General features: G+C 44.4%; 14 protein-coding genes. 1 reads left to right on the forward strand and 13 read right to left on the reverse strand.

Features of this window, described 5'->3' with window-relative positions:
• Positions 1 to 40: 40 nt before the first annotated feature.
• Positions 41 to 538 carry an acetolactate synthase small subunit gene (gene ilvN / locus AB5618_RS13210; protein ID WP_118578468.1) on the reverse strand — a complete coding sequence of 166 codons (498 nt, stop codon included), beginning with the start codon at positions 536 to 538 and terminating at the stop codon, positions 41 to 43.
• A 194-nt stretch (positions 539 to 732) separates the two neighbouring features.
• Positions 733 to 1,812 carry a tyrosine-protein phosphatase gene (locus AB5618_RS13215; protein ID WP_118578469.1) on the reverse strand — a complete coding sequence of 360 codons (1,080 nt, stop codon included), beginning with the start codon at positions 1,810 to 1,812 and terminating at the stop codon, positions 733 to 735.
• Between the two features lie 157 nt (positions 1,813 to 1,969).
• On the opposite strand from AB5618_RS13215, the gene AB5618_RS13220 reads away from it, so the two are divergent.
• The gene (locus tag AB5618_RS13220; RefSeq protein ID WP_118578470.1) at positions 1,970 to 2,914 is read left to right on the forward strand and encodes an AEC family transporter; all 945 of its coding nucleotides are present in this window, start codon (positions 1,970 to 1,972) and stop codon (positions 2,912 to 2,914) included.
• 9 nt (positions 2,915 to 2,923) lie between these two features.
• Here AB5618_RS13220 and AB5618_RS13225 read toward each other — a convergent pair whose 3' ends face one another.
• The 11 genes from AB5618_RS13225 to glnA all read right to left on the reverse strand — a co-directional run bounded on the left by AB5618_RS13225 (position 2,924) and on the right by glnA (position 14,770).
• Positions 2,924 to 4,117, reverse strand: a complete 1,194-nt coding sequence (locus tag AB5618_RS13225; RefSeq protein ID WP_148462918.1) for a M20 family metallopeptidase — start codon at positions 4,115 to 4,117, stop codon at positions 2,924 to 2,926.
• Between the two features lie 61 nt (positions 4,118 to 4,178).
• Positions 4,179 to 5,048 carry an HAD-IIB family hydrolase gene (locus AB5618_RS13230; RefSeq protein ID WP_202017106.1) on the reverse strand — a complete coding sequence of 290 codons (870 nt, stop codon included), beginning with the start codon at positions 5,046 to 5,048 and terminating at the stop codon, positions 4,179 to 4,181.
• A complete protein-coding gene (locus AB5618_RS13235; protein WP_148462917.1) occupies positions 5,041 to 6,303 on the reverse strand; it encodes a M18 family aminopeptidase in 1,263 nt (420 codons plus the stop codon). Before AB5618_RS13235 ends, AB5618_RS13230 begins: the two co-directional genes overlap by 8 nt.
• Before the next feature lie 194 nt (positions 6,304 to 6,497).
• Complete coding sequence (locus tag AB5618_RS13240; protein WP_118578473.1) at positions 6,498 to 6,827, reverse strand: cupin domain-containing protein; 330 nt, start codon at positions 6,825 to 6,827, stop codon at positions 6,498 to 6,500.
• An 83-nt stretch (positions 6,828 to 6,910) separates the two neighbouring features.
• The gene (locus AB5618_RS13245; RefSeq protein WP_368366832.1) at positions 6,911 to 8,125 is read right to left on the reverse strand and encodes an LL-diaminopimelate aminotransferase; all 1,215 of its coding nucleotides are present in this window, start codon (positions 8,123 to 8,125) and stop codon (positions 6,911 to 6,913) included.
• Between the two features lie 20 nt (positions 8,126 to 8,145).
• Complete coding sequence (gatB, locus tag AB5618_RS13250; RefSeq protein WP_148462915.1) at positions 8,146 to 9,585, reverse strand: Asp-tRNA(Asn)/Glu-tRNA(Gln) amidotransferase subunit GatB; 1,440 nt, start codon at positions 9,583 to 9,585, stop codon at positions 8,146 to 8,148.
• Positions 9,582 to 11,054 (reverse strand): Asp-tRNA(Asn)/Glu-tRNA(Gln) amidotransferase subunit GatA, encoded by a 1,473-nt coding sequence (gene gatA, locus AB5618_RS13255; protein WP_226837886.1) that lies wholly within the window; start codon positions 11,052 to 11,054, stop codon positions 9,582 to 9,584. Before gatA ends, gatB begins: the two co-directional genes overlap by 4 nt.
• Positions 11,055 to 11,065: 11 nt before the next feature.
• Entirely contained in the window at positions 11,066 to 11,359 is a 294-nt protein-coding gene (gatC, locus tag AB5618_RS13260; RefSeq protein WP_118578476.1) for an Asp-tRNA(Asn)/Glu-tRNA(Gln) amidotransferase subunit GatC, read from the reverse strand.
• Positions 11,360 to 11,437: 78 nt separating this feature from the next.
• Positions 11,438 to 12,769 carry an aspartate--tRNA(Asn) ligase gene (aspS, locus tag AB5618_RS13265; RefSeq protein ID WP_148462913.1) on the reverse strand — a complete coding sequence of 444 codons (1,332 nt, stop codon included), beginning with the start codon at positions 12,767 to 12,769 and terminating at the stop codon, positions 11,438 to 11,440.
• A gap of 104 nt (positions 12,770 to 12,873) precedes the next feature.
• A complete protein-coding gene (locus AB5618_RS13270) occupies positions 12,874 to 13,428 on the reverse strand; it encodes an ANTAR domain-containing response regulator (RefSeq protein ID WP_118578478.1) in 555 nt (184 codons plus the stop codon).
• A gap of 19 nt (positions 13,429 to 13,447) precedes the next feature.
• Positions 13,448 to 14,770, reverse strand: coding sequence for a type I glutamate--ammonia ligase (glnA, locus tag AB5618_RS13275; RefSeq protein ID WP_148462972.1), 1,323 nt, complete (start codon positions 14,768 to 14,770; stop codon positions 13,448 to 13,450).
• Between the last annotated feature and the right edge of the window lie 28 nt (positions 14,771 to 14,798).

Raw genomic sequence — 14,798 nt, forward strand, 5'->3', positions numbered from 1 at the left:
ATTGACTCTTGCGGCATCTGCCTGATCAGCGCTTCCGCAATTACAAAAATTTCACCCCATGAGAGCCTCTCTCAAGACCCATAACACCGGCACGTGCCAGTTCCAGAATCTCGTAATCTCCCATAAGATTAATAAATGCCTCCAGCTTGGTCTTGCTGCCTGTCATTTCTACAATGAGAGAATCCTTGCTCACATCTACAACCTTGGCACGGAAAATATCCGCAATGGAAACAATTCCCTGTCTCTGCTCCGGTGCGGCTGCAACCTTCACAAGAACAGTCTCACGAACTACGCTGTCAGATGGATCCAGGACTTTGATATCCCTTACATCAACAAGCTTCGCAAGCTGTTTCACAATCTGATCAAGAATTGCGTCATCTCCGCTGCACACTACTGTAATGCGAGTATAATTCACATCCGCTGTAACTCCGGCAGTGATACTGTCAATATTATAACCACGACGGCTGAACATTCCGGCGATCCGGCTGAGTACACCTGACGTGTTGTCAACTAGTAAAGATAAAATCTTATTTTGCATAAATATAATCCTGCTTTCGTGCTTCAGATTGATATGGTTATCATTATAACAACATAATTTATTTTGTCAATGCTACACTTCAAAAAAGTTTTAATGTTTTATAGCATTAAAGCATTTTTATTCATATAACACACTTTCATTTCACTATTAACATATTTACACAGTATGAAGTATCTATATTTTACGTAAATATTTTATATCAGATATTTACTCTGCAGGTCTGTCACTGTCTTTTGGTTCAGATAAAGTCCTCTTCTCAAAAAACGCTCCACATTTCCATATTCCGCATAAATCGTACGAAACATTCTGTCCAGATATTCCTCTTTTACCCTGAAAAGCGCTGATACTTTATTTACATTTGCAATACTGTCCAGTCTGTTTGCCTCAAGGTAACGCAGCATATAATCCAGTTCTCCTGCCAGGCACACATTGGAACGTATAAAATCCTCCCGGATCACATCTCTGTGAACTCCAAGAGCACAAAGAAGAAGGGCTGTCACTACCCCCACTCTGTCTTTTCCGAAGCTGCAGTGCCAGAGAGCAGCACCATTTTCGTGATGCAGCAGTACATCCATAAATCTGGCACATTGTTTCACTGAATACTGATCCTTTACAAAATTCTCATACTGCTGCTCGATCAGACTCTCTATATCGCCATCATACTCCAGAACCTTTTTCAACATATCATTTGTCTGCAGTATTCCCAAAACACTTTTCGGAGAATCACTGATAGTCTCTTCATCGATCATGGGGATGTGATAATATTCCACTCCCTTTACCACAATGTCCGGTCTTTCATTTCGTTCCAGCTGGTCTCTGAGATCAATCACGGTCTTCAGCTTGCAGTCCTCCTGCAAAACATGCTGATCAGCCATAGAAGCATGATAAAGATTTCCGCTTCGAATAAGCTTTCTGGGAAGGATATGACGCCCATCCTTTGTGGCGATTGCCCCAAGATCTCTTGTATTGGAAAGACTCTGCATCGTAATCCGTCCGCCCTTAGGAAATCCGGTAGCCATTTCCGGATTGAAAAGTTTCAGAATCCGCAGGCAGTCCTGTGCCTCATGCTCCGTCATCTCAAACTGATATCGCTTCTTTCTCCTGGTAATGATCACCAGATAATTAGAGATCATCTGCTTCACTGCTTCTTCTGCGTTTTCGCCTTCCCGATGGATATACGCCCAGACAATATCTCTGCAAGGAAGATTATTCTGTATCATATGTCTGAAAAAGATCAGGTTTCCATCTTCTACGCGAATCTTACCGTATCTCATATTTCTCCTCCATTCGTTGCCTTTCATTCTTACGATACCACAGAAAACAAAATTTGACAATTATTGGAAAAAGTTTATAATCAAAAAAGATATGTCGGGGTTACTGTGAACAGAATGAACAGCAACATGTTGACAAACTTAGAAAGGTGAATTTTTTATGGATAATCTGATTTTTTGCCTCAATGCAACCATTCCTATTTTTTTGACCCTTATGCTGGGTTATTTTCTTCGAAAAATTAATCTTTATGATGATTCCTTTGTTGCACAGATGAACAAATTTGTATTCAAGGCAGCCTTACCCGCACTTTTGTTTATGAATGTGGCTGAATCAGATTTTATTAAAGTTTGGGATACAAAGTTTGTTCTCTTTTGTTTTGGCGCTACGTTTTGCAGCATTGCCATTTCTATCGGTCTTTCCTTCCTGCTGAATCCAAGGGACATACAGGGAGAATTTGTCCAGGCCTCTTACCGCAGCAGCGCGGCAATCCTCGGCATTGCTATCATCCAGAACCTTTATGGAGATGCCGGTATGGCACCTCTTATGATCATAGCAAGCGTTCCTCTCTATAATGTAATGGCAGTCATGGTTCTCTCTTTTATGAAGCCTGACAATCAGGGAATGAACAAACAGATGCTCCTAAAAACCTTAAAAGGAATTGCCAGCAACCCTATTATTCTTGGAATCCTGGCAGGTCTTATCTGGTCTGTCCTTCGTCTGCCTCTTCCAACGATCCTTTCCAGTACTGTCAATAACCTCGGAAAAACAGCCACACCTCTTGGACTGATGGCCATGGGTGGTGCCCTTCATTTTGGAAAAGCTTTTTCCAGATTAAAAGCAACTATCGCCTGCACTTTTATGAAGCTGATCGGCTTTTGCACCATTTTTCTTCCAGTTGCTGTCAGACTTGAATTTACCCATGACAAGCTGGTTGCCATTCTGATCATGCTTGGTTCTGCTACCACAGTAAGCTGTTATATCATGGCAAAAAACATGGGGCACGAAGGGTCTTTTTCCTCCAGTGTCATTATGCTCACTACATTATTCAGTGCTTTTACTCTCACTATCTGGCTGTTCATTTGCAAAAGTTTAGGATTGATTTAATGGATTCTGTTACATATCCTTGTCAATGCCAGACAGTATTTCATACAATGCCTCCAGGCTATATGGCAAAATATCCTCATCAATCTGAAATTTCGGATGATGCAGCGGATAACCCTTATCAGGAATTCCTGCCAGAAATACACTGAACAAGCCCTTTGTATGTAAAAAATACCGATAGGCATTGTCTCCGGACAAAAACAGCTGCTCCTCGCCTTCCAGAAGAAACTGCTCTCCAAATATCTTCCTTCCTGCAGTTTCCGCAATCCTGGTAAGCTCCGGATCATTTGCAAAAGGCAGAACTGCAGGCTTTGGATATTCCAACTCGATCCTTGTTCCCGTCTTTGCTTCTATTTCATTCAAGGTTTCCTTCAGCCGCTTATCCAGCGCCTGGTAATCTTCTTCGTAAGCAGCCCGGATATTTCCCCGAAGAGTCACAAGATCTGTAATAATATTAGAGTATTCTCCACCATGAATGGTTCCGATTCCGATCAGGCAGGGACCTTTTCCTTTATACGTTTCATTAAGATCATGAAGGGCTTTTACCACCAGAGAAGCCGCATAAATACTGTCAATTCCTTTATGAGCCTCACACCAGTGGCTGGATTTTCCATGAACACGGATTTCCATGCCATTGATCATAGCCGAAGCCTGTCCCTCATGCACTGCCATTCCAAAAGACTGATCCACTGCGTAATGAAACATGAGAAAAATATCTGGTTCTCCATCAAGGGCACCTGCTGCCAGCATTCGCTTTGCACCTTCACCGATTTCTTCGGCAGGTTCAAAAAGAAACCGCATCCGCACTGGAAAAACCTCTCCCTCTTCCGCCAGAATCCTCGCCAGCACCAACGCCGAAGCCACGATGCCATCATGACCACAGGCATGCATGACTCCGGCATTTTCCGATGCGTAAGACAGTCCGGTTTGTTCCTGTATAGGAAGTGCATCCATCTCTGCGCGAAGCACAACTTTCTTTTTGCCGGCAAAAGCTGCCTCATCCTGACAGGGATGCTCCGCAATGATCCCCGTAGGCTCCACAATCCGAAACCGATAGCCTAATTTTCCCAGATACTCCTGTATAAAAGCAGATGTCTCAAACTCCTGAAGCCCCAGTTCCGGATGCCTGTGGAAATGACGCCGCAATCTGATCAGCTCTTCTTTGTATTTTTCAAATTTACATTGGTAATTTAATCGCTCTGCCATATTTTATCCTTTACCCTTATCTCGGAGTACGCAAATTGTCTGAAATGATCTAAAGTAACAGCTAAATCAATCCCAGGTGCTCCAACCCGTTTTTAATTCCATAATGAAAAATATCCGTTGTCACGTAATCAGCCAGCTTCTTGATTCCGGGTGCCGCATTTCCCATTGCCACCTTCGTCTTTGCATATTCGAACATAGACAGGTCATTATTGCTGTCACCAAATACAATGGTATCCTCATGTGCAATATCAAAAATCCTGCATACAGCCGCAATGCCAACAGCCTTGGAAAAGCCTTTCGGGATCATCTCAATGGTATCCCCGGCAAGACCTTCCCCTACATGGCCAATAAACTCATAATAGTCCTCAAGCTCCGCACAGGCCTTCTCAGGATCACTTCCCGGCACGATCTTAGAACTGATCTTATTAATATGAAGGTCGTGTTCATACCCCTTAACAGGACGCCACTTACCCCCCAGAGCCTTTGTGATCAGATCAGCATACCAGTTAATATCTGTATTATACTCATCCTTATCGTAGTACATCCAGTCGGCACCCTCCATCACCGGAATCATGCCGTATTTCCGAAGGACCTCCACCGAATGCCATGCCTCCTCCGTGGTCATCTCCTTGTTAAAAAGCCTTTTGCCATCTTTCTCAATGGTACATCCACAGGCACTGATCATTCCCGTAAAAGGGATCTGTTCCAGATAATCAGGCACAAACGCCCTGCTTCTTCCTGTACACAGCCATGCCTGATGGCCATTCTTCACCAGTTTTGTAATCGCCTCTACAGCACTGGCCGGTGTCCCCTTTTCAATATCACAGATCGTACCATCAGCATCAAAAAACACTGCTTTTTTGTGAATCTGCTGTCCACTTCCTGTAGAAGAAGCACCTTCATAGCTTCCCTTGAAAATGTTATCAGGCATAAAATACCCCCGCAAGCTTTACAAAGTCGCAGGTATCTTTCACACCGGCAGTCTCATAAGGAGAATGCATAGCCAGCTGCGGCAGTCCAATATCTACTGTATTTAAAGCCACCTGCGTATTGGAAATATTTCCCAGAGTGGAGCCGCCGGCTACGTCCGAACGATTCACGTAAACCTGACAGGATACCCCTGCCTCTTTACAGAGTTCCTTAAACATCGCTGCCGAAATACCATCTGTGCAGTACTTCTGGTTCGCATTATACTTCACCGCAATTCCGGCATTAATATGCGGTCGGTTCACCGGATCCGCCTTCTCAGGGTAGTTCGGATGAATCGCATGTGCATTATCCGCAGAGATCATAAAGCTCTTTGCCAGAGAGATCAGATAATCCTCGTAGCTTCTTCCAAGCCCCAGATTAATGCGAAGGAGGGTATCCCGAAGGAAAGTAGATGCAGCCCCCTGCCTGGTGCCGCTTCCCACCTCTTCATTATCCATTACCATATGTACACAGATGCTCTTCTCATTTTTTCCAGCAATCAGTCCTTCCATAGAGGAAAAAGCGCACTGCAGATCATCCAGTCTTGGCGCAGAGACAAATTCCTCCTCACTGCCCCAAACCGTACCAGGCATGCGGTTATAAAGGAACAGATCATGTCCCAGAATGTCCTCTTCTTTCACCCCTGCTGCCTCTGCCACAGTTTTAAAGAAAGATCCCTTAGCGCTCTCCAGGCCATAAAGAGGAAGCATATCCTTCTGCACATTATACTTATAACCGCTGTTCGCCTCACGATTCATATGGATAGCCAGATTCGGGATCATCAACATATCTTTGTCCACAGTCACAAGCTTCTCACAAATCTGTTCATCCTCCTTCACGATCAGACGTCCAGCCACAGAAAGGGGGCGGTCAAACCAGGGAGCCAGAAGCGCACCACCATAAAGTTCCACATTAAGCTTCACATACCCATTTTCCACCATCTCTGGATTCTCCTTGATCTTCAAAGACGGGGAATCACTGTGGCTTGCAATAATATGGAACACGTCGCTGGAAACCTCTGGCACGGTAAATGCAATGATTGCCGAATGATTCCGGATCACAAAATACTTCCCACCGTTTTTTATCTCCCAGTGCTCATCTTCCTTTAACTCTGTAAATCCATTCTCCGTAAATCTTGTTTTCATCATCTCCACTGCCTGAAATGCAGTAGGGCTCTCTTTGATAAATGTAAGTAATTTCTCTGCTGTATGATTCATTTCTAAACTCCTAAATATTTTTCTATACTTTTCCCTTTGCCACACTCCCGCAATCGTTTTGCGAGCCCCGCTCTCCAAAGTGATAAGTCATACCACATTTGAACCAGTTCCAACCGATACACAGGGGAGGTGGCAGCGGGTACTGCTTGTGGGGCTTGGGGATTTTCGGCAGGTTTGCGAGCATAGCAACACTCTCAATCTTTAATAATCAACGCCATAAACACCAGATCCGTATTCCCCGTATTCGCCAGTCCATGACCTCTTCCATCTGGTGTAAAGGTAATATCGCCTGCTTTCACATGTCTCCAGGAAGTCCCATTGTCATTATATTCCCCTTCCCCGGTCAGAATATAATAGGTCTCACTCTCCCCATAATGCATATGAAAGCCAAGAGAACATCCCGGTTCCAGAGTCACCTCTGCATAAAGCCCGCACTTCCCATTTAACTGCTGCTCATCCAGCAGCTCCTTGATAATCACATGTCCATTCCCCTCACACATATGCTCAATACGATTGATCTTCATATCCAGACTCCTCCTTCGTAAAAGGGCACATCCCCAGCTTTCGCCAGAGATGCGCCCTGTTTTTCAGCTTTCTTCAATTATAATTACAAACTCTTGATCCTGTCAATGGCTTTCAGAGTATTCTCATAAGTTCCAAACGCAGTCAGACGGAAATAGCCCTCTCCATGAGAACCAAAACCAGAACCTGGCGTACCAACCACATTTGCATTTTTAAGGAGATAATCAAAAAACTCCCAGGAAGTCATTTTATCCGGTGTTTCCAGCCAGATATAAGGCGCGTTCACACCACCGGAAACAGAGAAGCCAGCTTTTGTCAGCTCATCATGGATCAGCTTTGCATTTCTCATATAATAGCCAACCTGATCCTTCAGCTGAGCCTTACCTGCCTCAGAATAGACAGCCTCTCCTGCCTTCTGTACAATATAAGGAGCACCGTTAAACTTGGTGCCGTGACGTCTTGCCCACAGACTGTGAAGTGATACCCCATCTCGTACCAGTTCCTTCGGAATAACCGTAAATCCAAGACGAACACCAGTAAATCCGGCATTCTTAGAAAAGCTTCGAAGTTCAATCGCGCATGTTCTCGCACCCTCGCACTCATAAATACTGTGCGGTACATTTTCCTCAGAGATATAAGCCTCATAAGCTGCATCATAAATGATCACACAGCCATTTTTGTTGGCATAATCCACCCATTTCTGCAGTTCATCCTTTGTAATAGCAGAACCGGTCGGATTATTTGGAAAGCAAAGATAGATCAGATCCGGCACTTCTGATGGAAGCTCCGGCAAAAATCCATTCTCCTTGCGGCATGGCATATAGATCACACCGTCAAAATTTTCACGAACCCTATTATACTCTCCGGTACGGCCCGCCATAACATTGGTATCCACATAAACCGGATAAACCGGGTCACACACAGCAACCTTATTATCTGTTCCGAAAATCTCCTGAATATTACCGGAATCACTTTTTGCACCATCAGAAACAAAAATCTCATCTGCTGCAACATCGCATCCTCTGTCCTGGTAATCGTTCTTTGCGATTGCCCTTCTTAGAAATTCATACCCCAGATCTGGCGCATAACCGTGAAAAGTCTCTGCGTGAGCCATCTCCTCGACTGCCCCGTGAAGAGCATCAATAATAGCCGGAACCAGCGGCTGTGTCACATCACCAATACCAAGGCTGATCACCTCTTTATCCGGATTCTCTTCTTTGTAGGCACGCACTTTTTTTCCAATTGTAGAAAAAAGATAGCTTCCTGGCAGTTTTAAATAATTATGATTAACGGTAACCATCTGATTATCCTCCTGTAAATCTACTTTCTCTTCTCAACCTCAGCCAGCAACGCCTCTCTCACGCTTGCCGGATTTGCCTTGCCCTTCATTTCCTTCATGATCTGACCGACAAAGAAGCCCATAACCTTCTCTTTACCTCCAAGAAGCTCAGACAGCGGTCCAGGGTTCTCATCCAGAATCCTGCTGATGGTGCTGCTAAGAAGCCCGGTATCCTCCACGATCTTTAAGCCATGCTCTTCCACATAAGCGATCGGATCAACATCCTCATCAAATACCTTTTCAAATACCTTCTTGGCGTTCTGTGGGCTTACCTCCTTCTTATCGACCATTGTAAGAAGATCTGCAAGATGCTGCGGTGTAAATCTTAACTTCTCAGCCTCAATGCCTTTTTCCTTCATAAGACGAAGCACTTCCACCATAAACCAGTTTGCCGCCTTTTTCGGGTTGCCGCTCAGCGTAGCCACATCTTCAAACAAAGCAGCCAGATGTCTGGACTCTGTAAGAATCTGGGAATCATACTCCGGAAGACCAAACTCACTCTGATAACGGGCAGCCTTCTCCTCCCGGAACTCCGGCAGCTCAGTTCTGATTTTTGCGATCCACTCATCAGAAATATGGATCGGCGGAAGATCTGGATCCGGGAAATAGCGGTAATCCTTTGCATCCTCCTTAGAACGCATTGCATGAGAAGACTCTTTATTGTCATCCCATCTTCTGGTCTCCTGGGTAACGCTTTTACCCATCTCCAGAAGCTCGATCTGACGCTCTCTTTCGCCCTCAATAGCATGTGCTATGGCCTTAAAAGAGTTCAGGTTCTTCATCTCTGTTCTGGTTCCAAGTGTATCGCTTCCTGCCACTCTCACAGAAAGGTTCACATCAGCACGCATGGAGCCCTCCTGAAGCTTACAATCGGAAACACCCAGATACTGCATGGTACAACGAAGCTTCTCCAGATAAGCGATAACCTCATCTGCACTTCTCATATCCGGCTCAGAAACGATCTCGATCAGAGGAACACCGCTTCGGTTGTAATCTACCAAAGAGCAGTCCTCCCACTCATCATGGATCAGCTTACCTGCGTCCTCCTCCATATGCATCTCATGGATCCGGACTTTTTTCTTACCAGCTTCTGTCTCGATCTCCACAAATCCATCATGGCAGATTGGCAGATACAGCTGGGAAATCTGGTAGTTCTGCGGATTATCCGGATAAAAATAGTTCTTACGGTCAAATTTGCAATACTGATTGATGCTGCAGTTTGTGGCAAGTCCTGCGCGCAGGGCAAATTCTACCACCTTTTTGTTTAATACCGGAAGAGAACCTGGCATACCAGTACACACCGGACAAGTGTGGGTATTGGGTGCCCCTCCAAATGCTGTGGAGCAGCCGCAGAAAATCTTTGTTCTGGTGGCAAGTTCTACATGAACCTCAAGTCCGATAATAGTCTCATACTGTTTCATGCTCTCTTACCTCCTTCCTCTGGTGTTCCAAAATCCCCTCTTACGCTTTCATAGGCATGGGCAGCACGAAGGATCTTCCTTTCCATAAAACAGTCTCCAATCATCTGGATTCCGATTGGAAGTCCGGCACTGTCTTTCCCGCAGGGAACTGTAATTCCTGGAAGTCCGCAAAGATTTACGGCAACTGTATAAATATCCCCAAGGTACATTGCCATAGGGTCTTTTAAGCTTTCTCCGATCTTCGGCGCTGTATAAGGAGCTGCCGGGGCAAGAAGCACGTCATATTTTCCAAAAGCCTGATCAAACTCTTTTTTAATAAGAGCTTTGGTGCGCAGGGCTTTCAGATAATAAGCATCGTAATAACCGGAGCTTAAGACGAAGGAACCAAGCATGATACGACGTTTTACTTCTTCTCCGAAGCCCTCCGTTCTCGTACGTTTATACATATCATGAAGACCGTCATATTCTTTTGCACGATAGCCATATTTTACGCCATCAAAGCGCTCCAGGTTGGAGCTTGCTTCTGCGCTGGCAATAATATAGTATGCCGGAATCATATATTCCATAGTTTTGACAGAGAAAAATTCTACAATTGCTCCCATCTGGGTCAGTACCTTCAGGGTTTCCATAAAGGCATCTTTTACCTCTGGTGAAATTCCCTCTGACAAATATTCCTTCGGAACACCAAATTTCATTCCTGTAATCTTATCTGTCATCTCACTGGAAAAATCCAGGTCTTTTCTGTCAATGGAAGTACTGTCTTTCGGATCATGGCCAGCAATCACTTCCAGAAGTGCTGCGCAATCTGCCACATCTTTTCCAATCGGTCCGATCTGATCCAGAGAAGAGGCATATGCAACCAGCCCATAACGGGAAACCGTACCATAAGTAGGCTTCATTCCTGTTACACCACAATAAGAGCTTGGCTGACGGATGGAACCTCCTGTATCAGAGCCCAGTGCCAGATAAGCCTCTCCTGCTGCTACGGCTGCACAGGAGCCGCCTGAGGAGCCGCCTGGAACATGCTCTGTATTCCATGGATTTCTGGTAATACCATAGGCAGAAGTTTCCGTCGTACTTCCCATGGCAAACTCATCCATATTTGTTTTTCCGATAATGATCATTCCTGCTTTTTCAAGCCGGCTGATTACCTCTGCCTGATACTGGGGAACAAATCCTTCCAGAATTTTTGACGCACAGGTAGTAGGTTTTCCCTGCACACAAATGTTATCTTTGATGGCAATGGGAACACCGGCAAGAGGACCGGTATAAGTTCCGTCCTCAATGCCCTTTTCCACCTCTTTTGCTCTTGCATACGCTTCTTTTTTATAAGTGTCCAGATATGCGTGGATTCTGTTATCTTTTTTCTCTATTTTAGAAAAGACATCCTTGACGCCGTCCAGAACACTGACCTCATGTTTTTTAATCTTATCAGCCAGCTGTAAGGCTGTTAATTTTTCTAATTCCATGTGAATGTCTCCTATCCTATGGTCTTTGGAACCTGATACTGTCCTTCTTTGGCTTTTGGCGCATTTGCAAGCATTGCCTCGCTGTTGTCACCATTTGTAACTTCATCCTCACGAAATACATTCTGGTCGCCAAAAATATGGGACATTGGTTCAACACTGGATGTATCCAGTTCATCCAGCTTATCTACATAATCAAGCATTTCCTGCATATCTTTTTTTGCCTTTTCCTTCTCTTCTTCTGTAAGCGAAAGTTTTGCAAGAATGCAGACATTTTCCATGGTTTCATCGTCAATCTGTTTTGCCATTTTCTCATCCTCCTGCACAGAAATTATTACGCTCCACTCTGGATCCATACCAAAATCTTTTCTGGATATCCAGCTTTTTTATGGCTCCAGTCTGTTCAGGTCTCTTGGGAACAGGCATGCCTCACGGACATTTTCCTCCCCGAGAAGCTGCATGGTAAGACGCTCCAGACCGATTCCAAGACCACCATGAGGAGGCATACCGTATTTAAATGTATCCAGATACTGTTCCATTCCTTCTGTCTCCATACCTCTGTCCTCTATCTTTTTCAGAAGGGCATTGTAATCGTGAATTCTCTGTCCTCCTGTTGTGATCTCAAGGCCATGGAAAAGCAGGTCAAAGCTTAACGTAAATCTGGTATCCTCTGGATCATCCATTGCGTAGAACGGACGCTTCTTAGATGGATAATGGGTAACAAAAACAAAATCCGCATTATATTCTTCTTTAAAATACTGACCAATCAGGGCTTCCTCCTCCGGCTCCAGATCAAATGGATTACGGATCTGACGGTTGTATTTCTTCGCAACCAGCTCTTTTGCCACATCAAAACGAACTGCCGGAATCCTGGAAGCATCTGGAAGCTCAACCTTCAGGATCTCCAGTTCTTTTGCATAATCCTCTTTTAAAAGCTTCATTGCATACTGCAAAAAGCCAGTCTCCATAGCCATGATCTCTTCAAAGCTATCAATATAGCCCATCTCAAAATCAAGACTCGTATATTCATTTAAATGTCTCTTGGTGTTATGTTTCTCAGCACGGAAAACAGGTCCGGTCTCAAATACTCTGTCAAAAACTCCCACCATCATCTGTTTGTAAAACTGTGGGCTCTGAGCCAGAACAGCCGGTTTATGGAAATAGCTGAGTTTAAACAGGTTCGCGCCTCCCTCAGCACCTCTGGCTCCGATCTTCGGCGTATGGATTTCCGTAAATCCATTTTCATAGAGATAATCACGAAAAGCCCTTGTCAAAGCTTCCTGGATTTTAAATCTTGCGCGCTCCTGAATATTGCGGAGGGAAAGGGAACGGTAATTTAATTTGGCTTCCAGAGAAGTATTCAGCTTCCATTTATCGATTGCAAGAGGAAGAGGTTCAGCCGGAGAAGACAGCACCTGAATTTCACGAATGTGAAGCTCTCTGCCATGAGGCGCTCTCTCTTCTTTATTTACAACACCTTTTACTCTTACTGTCATGCCTTCTTTCAGATCATGAATGGAAAAATCAACATCCTCATTTACTAAAACGGTCTGAAACAGACCCTCTCTTCTTCTGATAATTACAAATGCAACATCTCCCATGTTGCGGATACTGTGAATGGCGCCCTCCAGGATGGCTTCCTGATTCAGAAGTTCTTCTCCCATCAGTGCATCCCAGCTGCTCACTTCTTTTTTCCAGCTTCCATCCAAAAACTCCATTTCCTCATCCTCCATTTCCTAAAATCATAAAAATATATCTTATAAAAACCCCAGCCAGAATTTCTGAAAAATCCTATACAACAGGATTAGAATTCTGCCTTAGACTATACCTCATCATATAACAGCATCAGAACCATCTGAGCTGTCTCTACCATATTTGTCCCGGAATCCATACTGCATTTCTGAATGTACCGGTATGCATCTTCTTCGCTTAAATGGTTTCGCTCCATAAGAAGAAACTTTGCGTTGGAAATGTAATTCTGCTCTTTCCAGGAACGCGTTTTCGGTTTCTTCTTCTCTTTTTTTAGCCGCCGCTCGATCTGGGACAACATCATATCCACCGTGTTTACCAGGTCGCTGACTTTCATTGGCATTTCCACAGTAAGGACGGATGTAGGCGCTTCCGCAATCACTCTTCCAGATGCCAGCAACAGCATTTCAAAATATGAAGGAATATCTTCCAGCACATCCCGGTAATACCGATCCGTCAGCTTATAACCACAGATCAGAATACCTCCGTCCAACTCACTCATGCTGGCAAGTGCTGTTGAAGCAGTTGAACATACCGCAGCTACAGAAAAACCGTGCCGGTTCAATATGGTACGTATTTTCTTTGCGTCATCGATTTTCGGTAATGCAATTACAATGCTGCTGTTCATACCATGCTACTCTCTTATCTTAAATCTTGTATAAATACTGGCTGATTTCCCACTCGCTTACCTGTCTCATATAATTCAGCCATTCTTCCTTCTTGGCAGCTGCATATTCCTCACAGAACTTTTTACCAAGTACACTCTGGATCCAGGTGCTATTCTCGAAATGTGTAAGGGCATCATCCAGGTTCAGCGGAAGATTTCCAATATTCATAGCTTTCTGGTCAGATTCGGAAAAAGAACGATCCGATGCCTTGGTAGGATATAATTTCTGCTGAATTCCATCCAGACCGGCTGCAATACAAACAGCAAACACAAGGTAAGGATTTGCAGATGCATCCGGGCTTCGAAGCTCGATTGCCAGGCTGTCTGATCTTAAATTGGAAATACGGATCAGAGAGTTCTGGTTATTCTTTGTCCAGGTCAGTTCTGTAGGAGCATCATAGCCAGGTACAAGTCTCTTGTAGGAATTCACAAGCGGATTGGTAATGGCGGCCATCTCTTCACTATGTGCAAGAAGACCACCGATAAAATGATAAGCATCCTCGCTGAGACCATTTACATCATCAGGATCAGCAAATATATTTTTTCCATCTTTATACAATGCAAAATGAATGTGCATACCGGAACCATTCACCTCAGCTCTCGGCTTTGGCATAAAGGTTGCATGAAGTCCATGCCGTTTTGCAATGGTGCGGACTGCCATTTTGAAAGTCATCACACAGTCAGCCATTTCATTTGCACCGGAAAATTTAAAATCAATCTCATGCTGTGCCGGAGCGGTTTCATGATGGGAAGATTCAATTTCATATCCCATATCTTCCAGATTCAGAACCATATCACGTCTTGCATTTTCTCCCAGATCCAGCGGGCTGATATCCAGATATCCGGCTTTTTCATGAGTCAGTGTAGTGGGAACTCCGTTATCATCTGTGTGAAATAAGAAAAACTCACATTCCGGATCCACTTCACAAACATAGCCTTCCTTAGCAGCCATCTCTACCACCTGTTTCAGAATATATCTCGGGCTTTTCTCAAGCGGCGTTCCATCTGAGCGGTAGATATCACAGAGCAGTCTGGCTACCTTTCCCTGCTGCGGACGCCACGGAAGAATGGTGAAAGTATTATAGTCCGGATGTAAATACATATCCGGCTCTTTCTCCCCTGCTATTCCGGCAATGTAGGAGCTGTCTACTACATATTCATTATCCAGTGCCCGGGGGAGCTCCCGAGCTGTAATCGCAATATTTTTCAAAGTACCGAACATATCGGTAAACTGAAGACGAATGAATTCTACATCCTCGTCTTCTGCCATCTGTAACACTTCTTCTCTGGTGTAATTCCCCATGGTGTTCTCTCCTTCTTTCACTCTCATG

Source organism: Ruminococcus sp. J1101004sp1_RTP21198st1_B9_RTP21198_201120 (assembly GCF_040924245.1).
Lineage (GTDB): Bacteria > Bacillota > Clostridia > Lachnospirales > Lachnospiraceae > Blautia_A > Blautia_A faecis.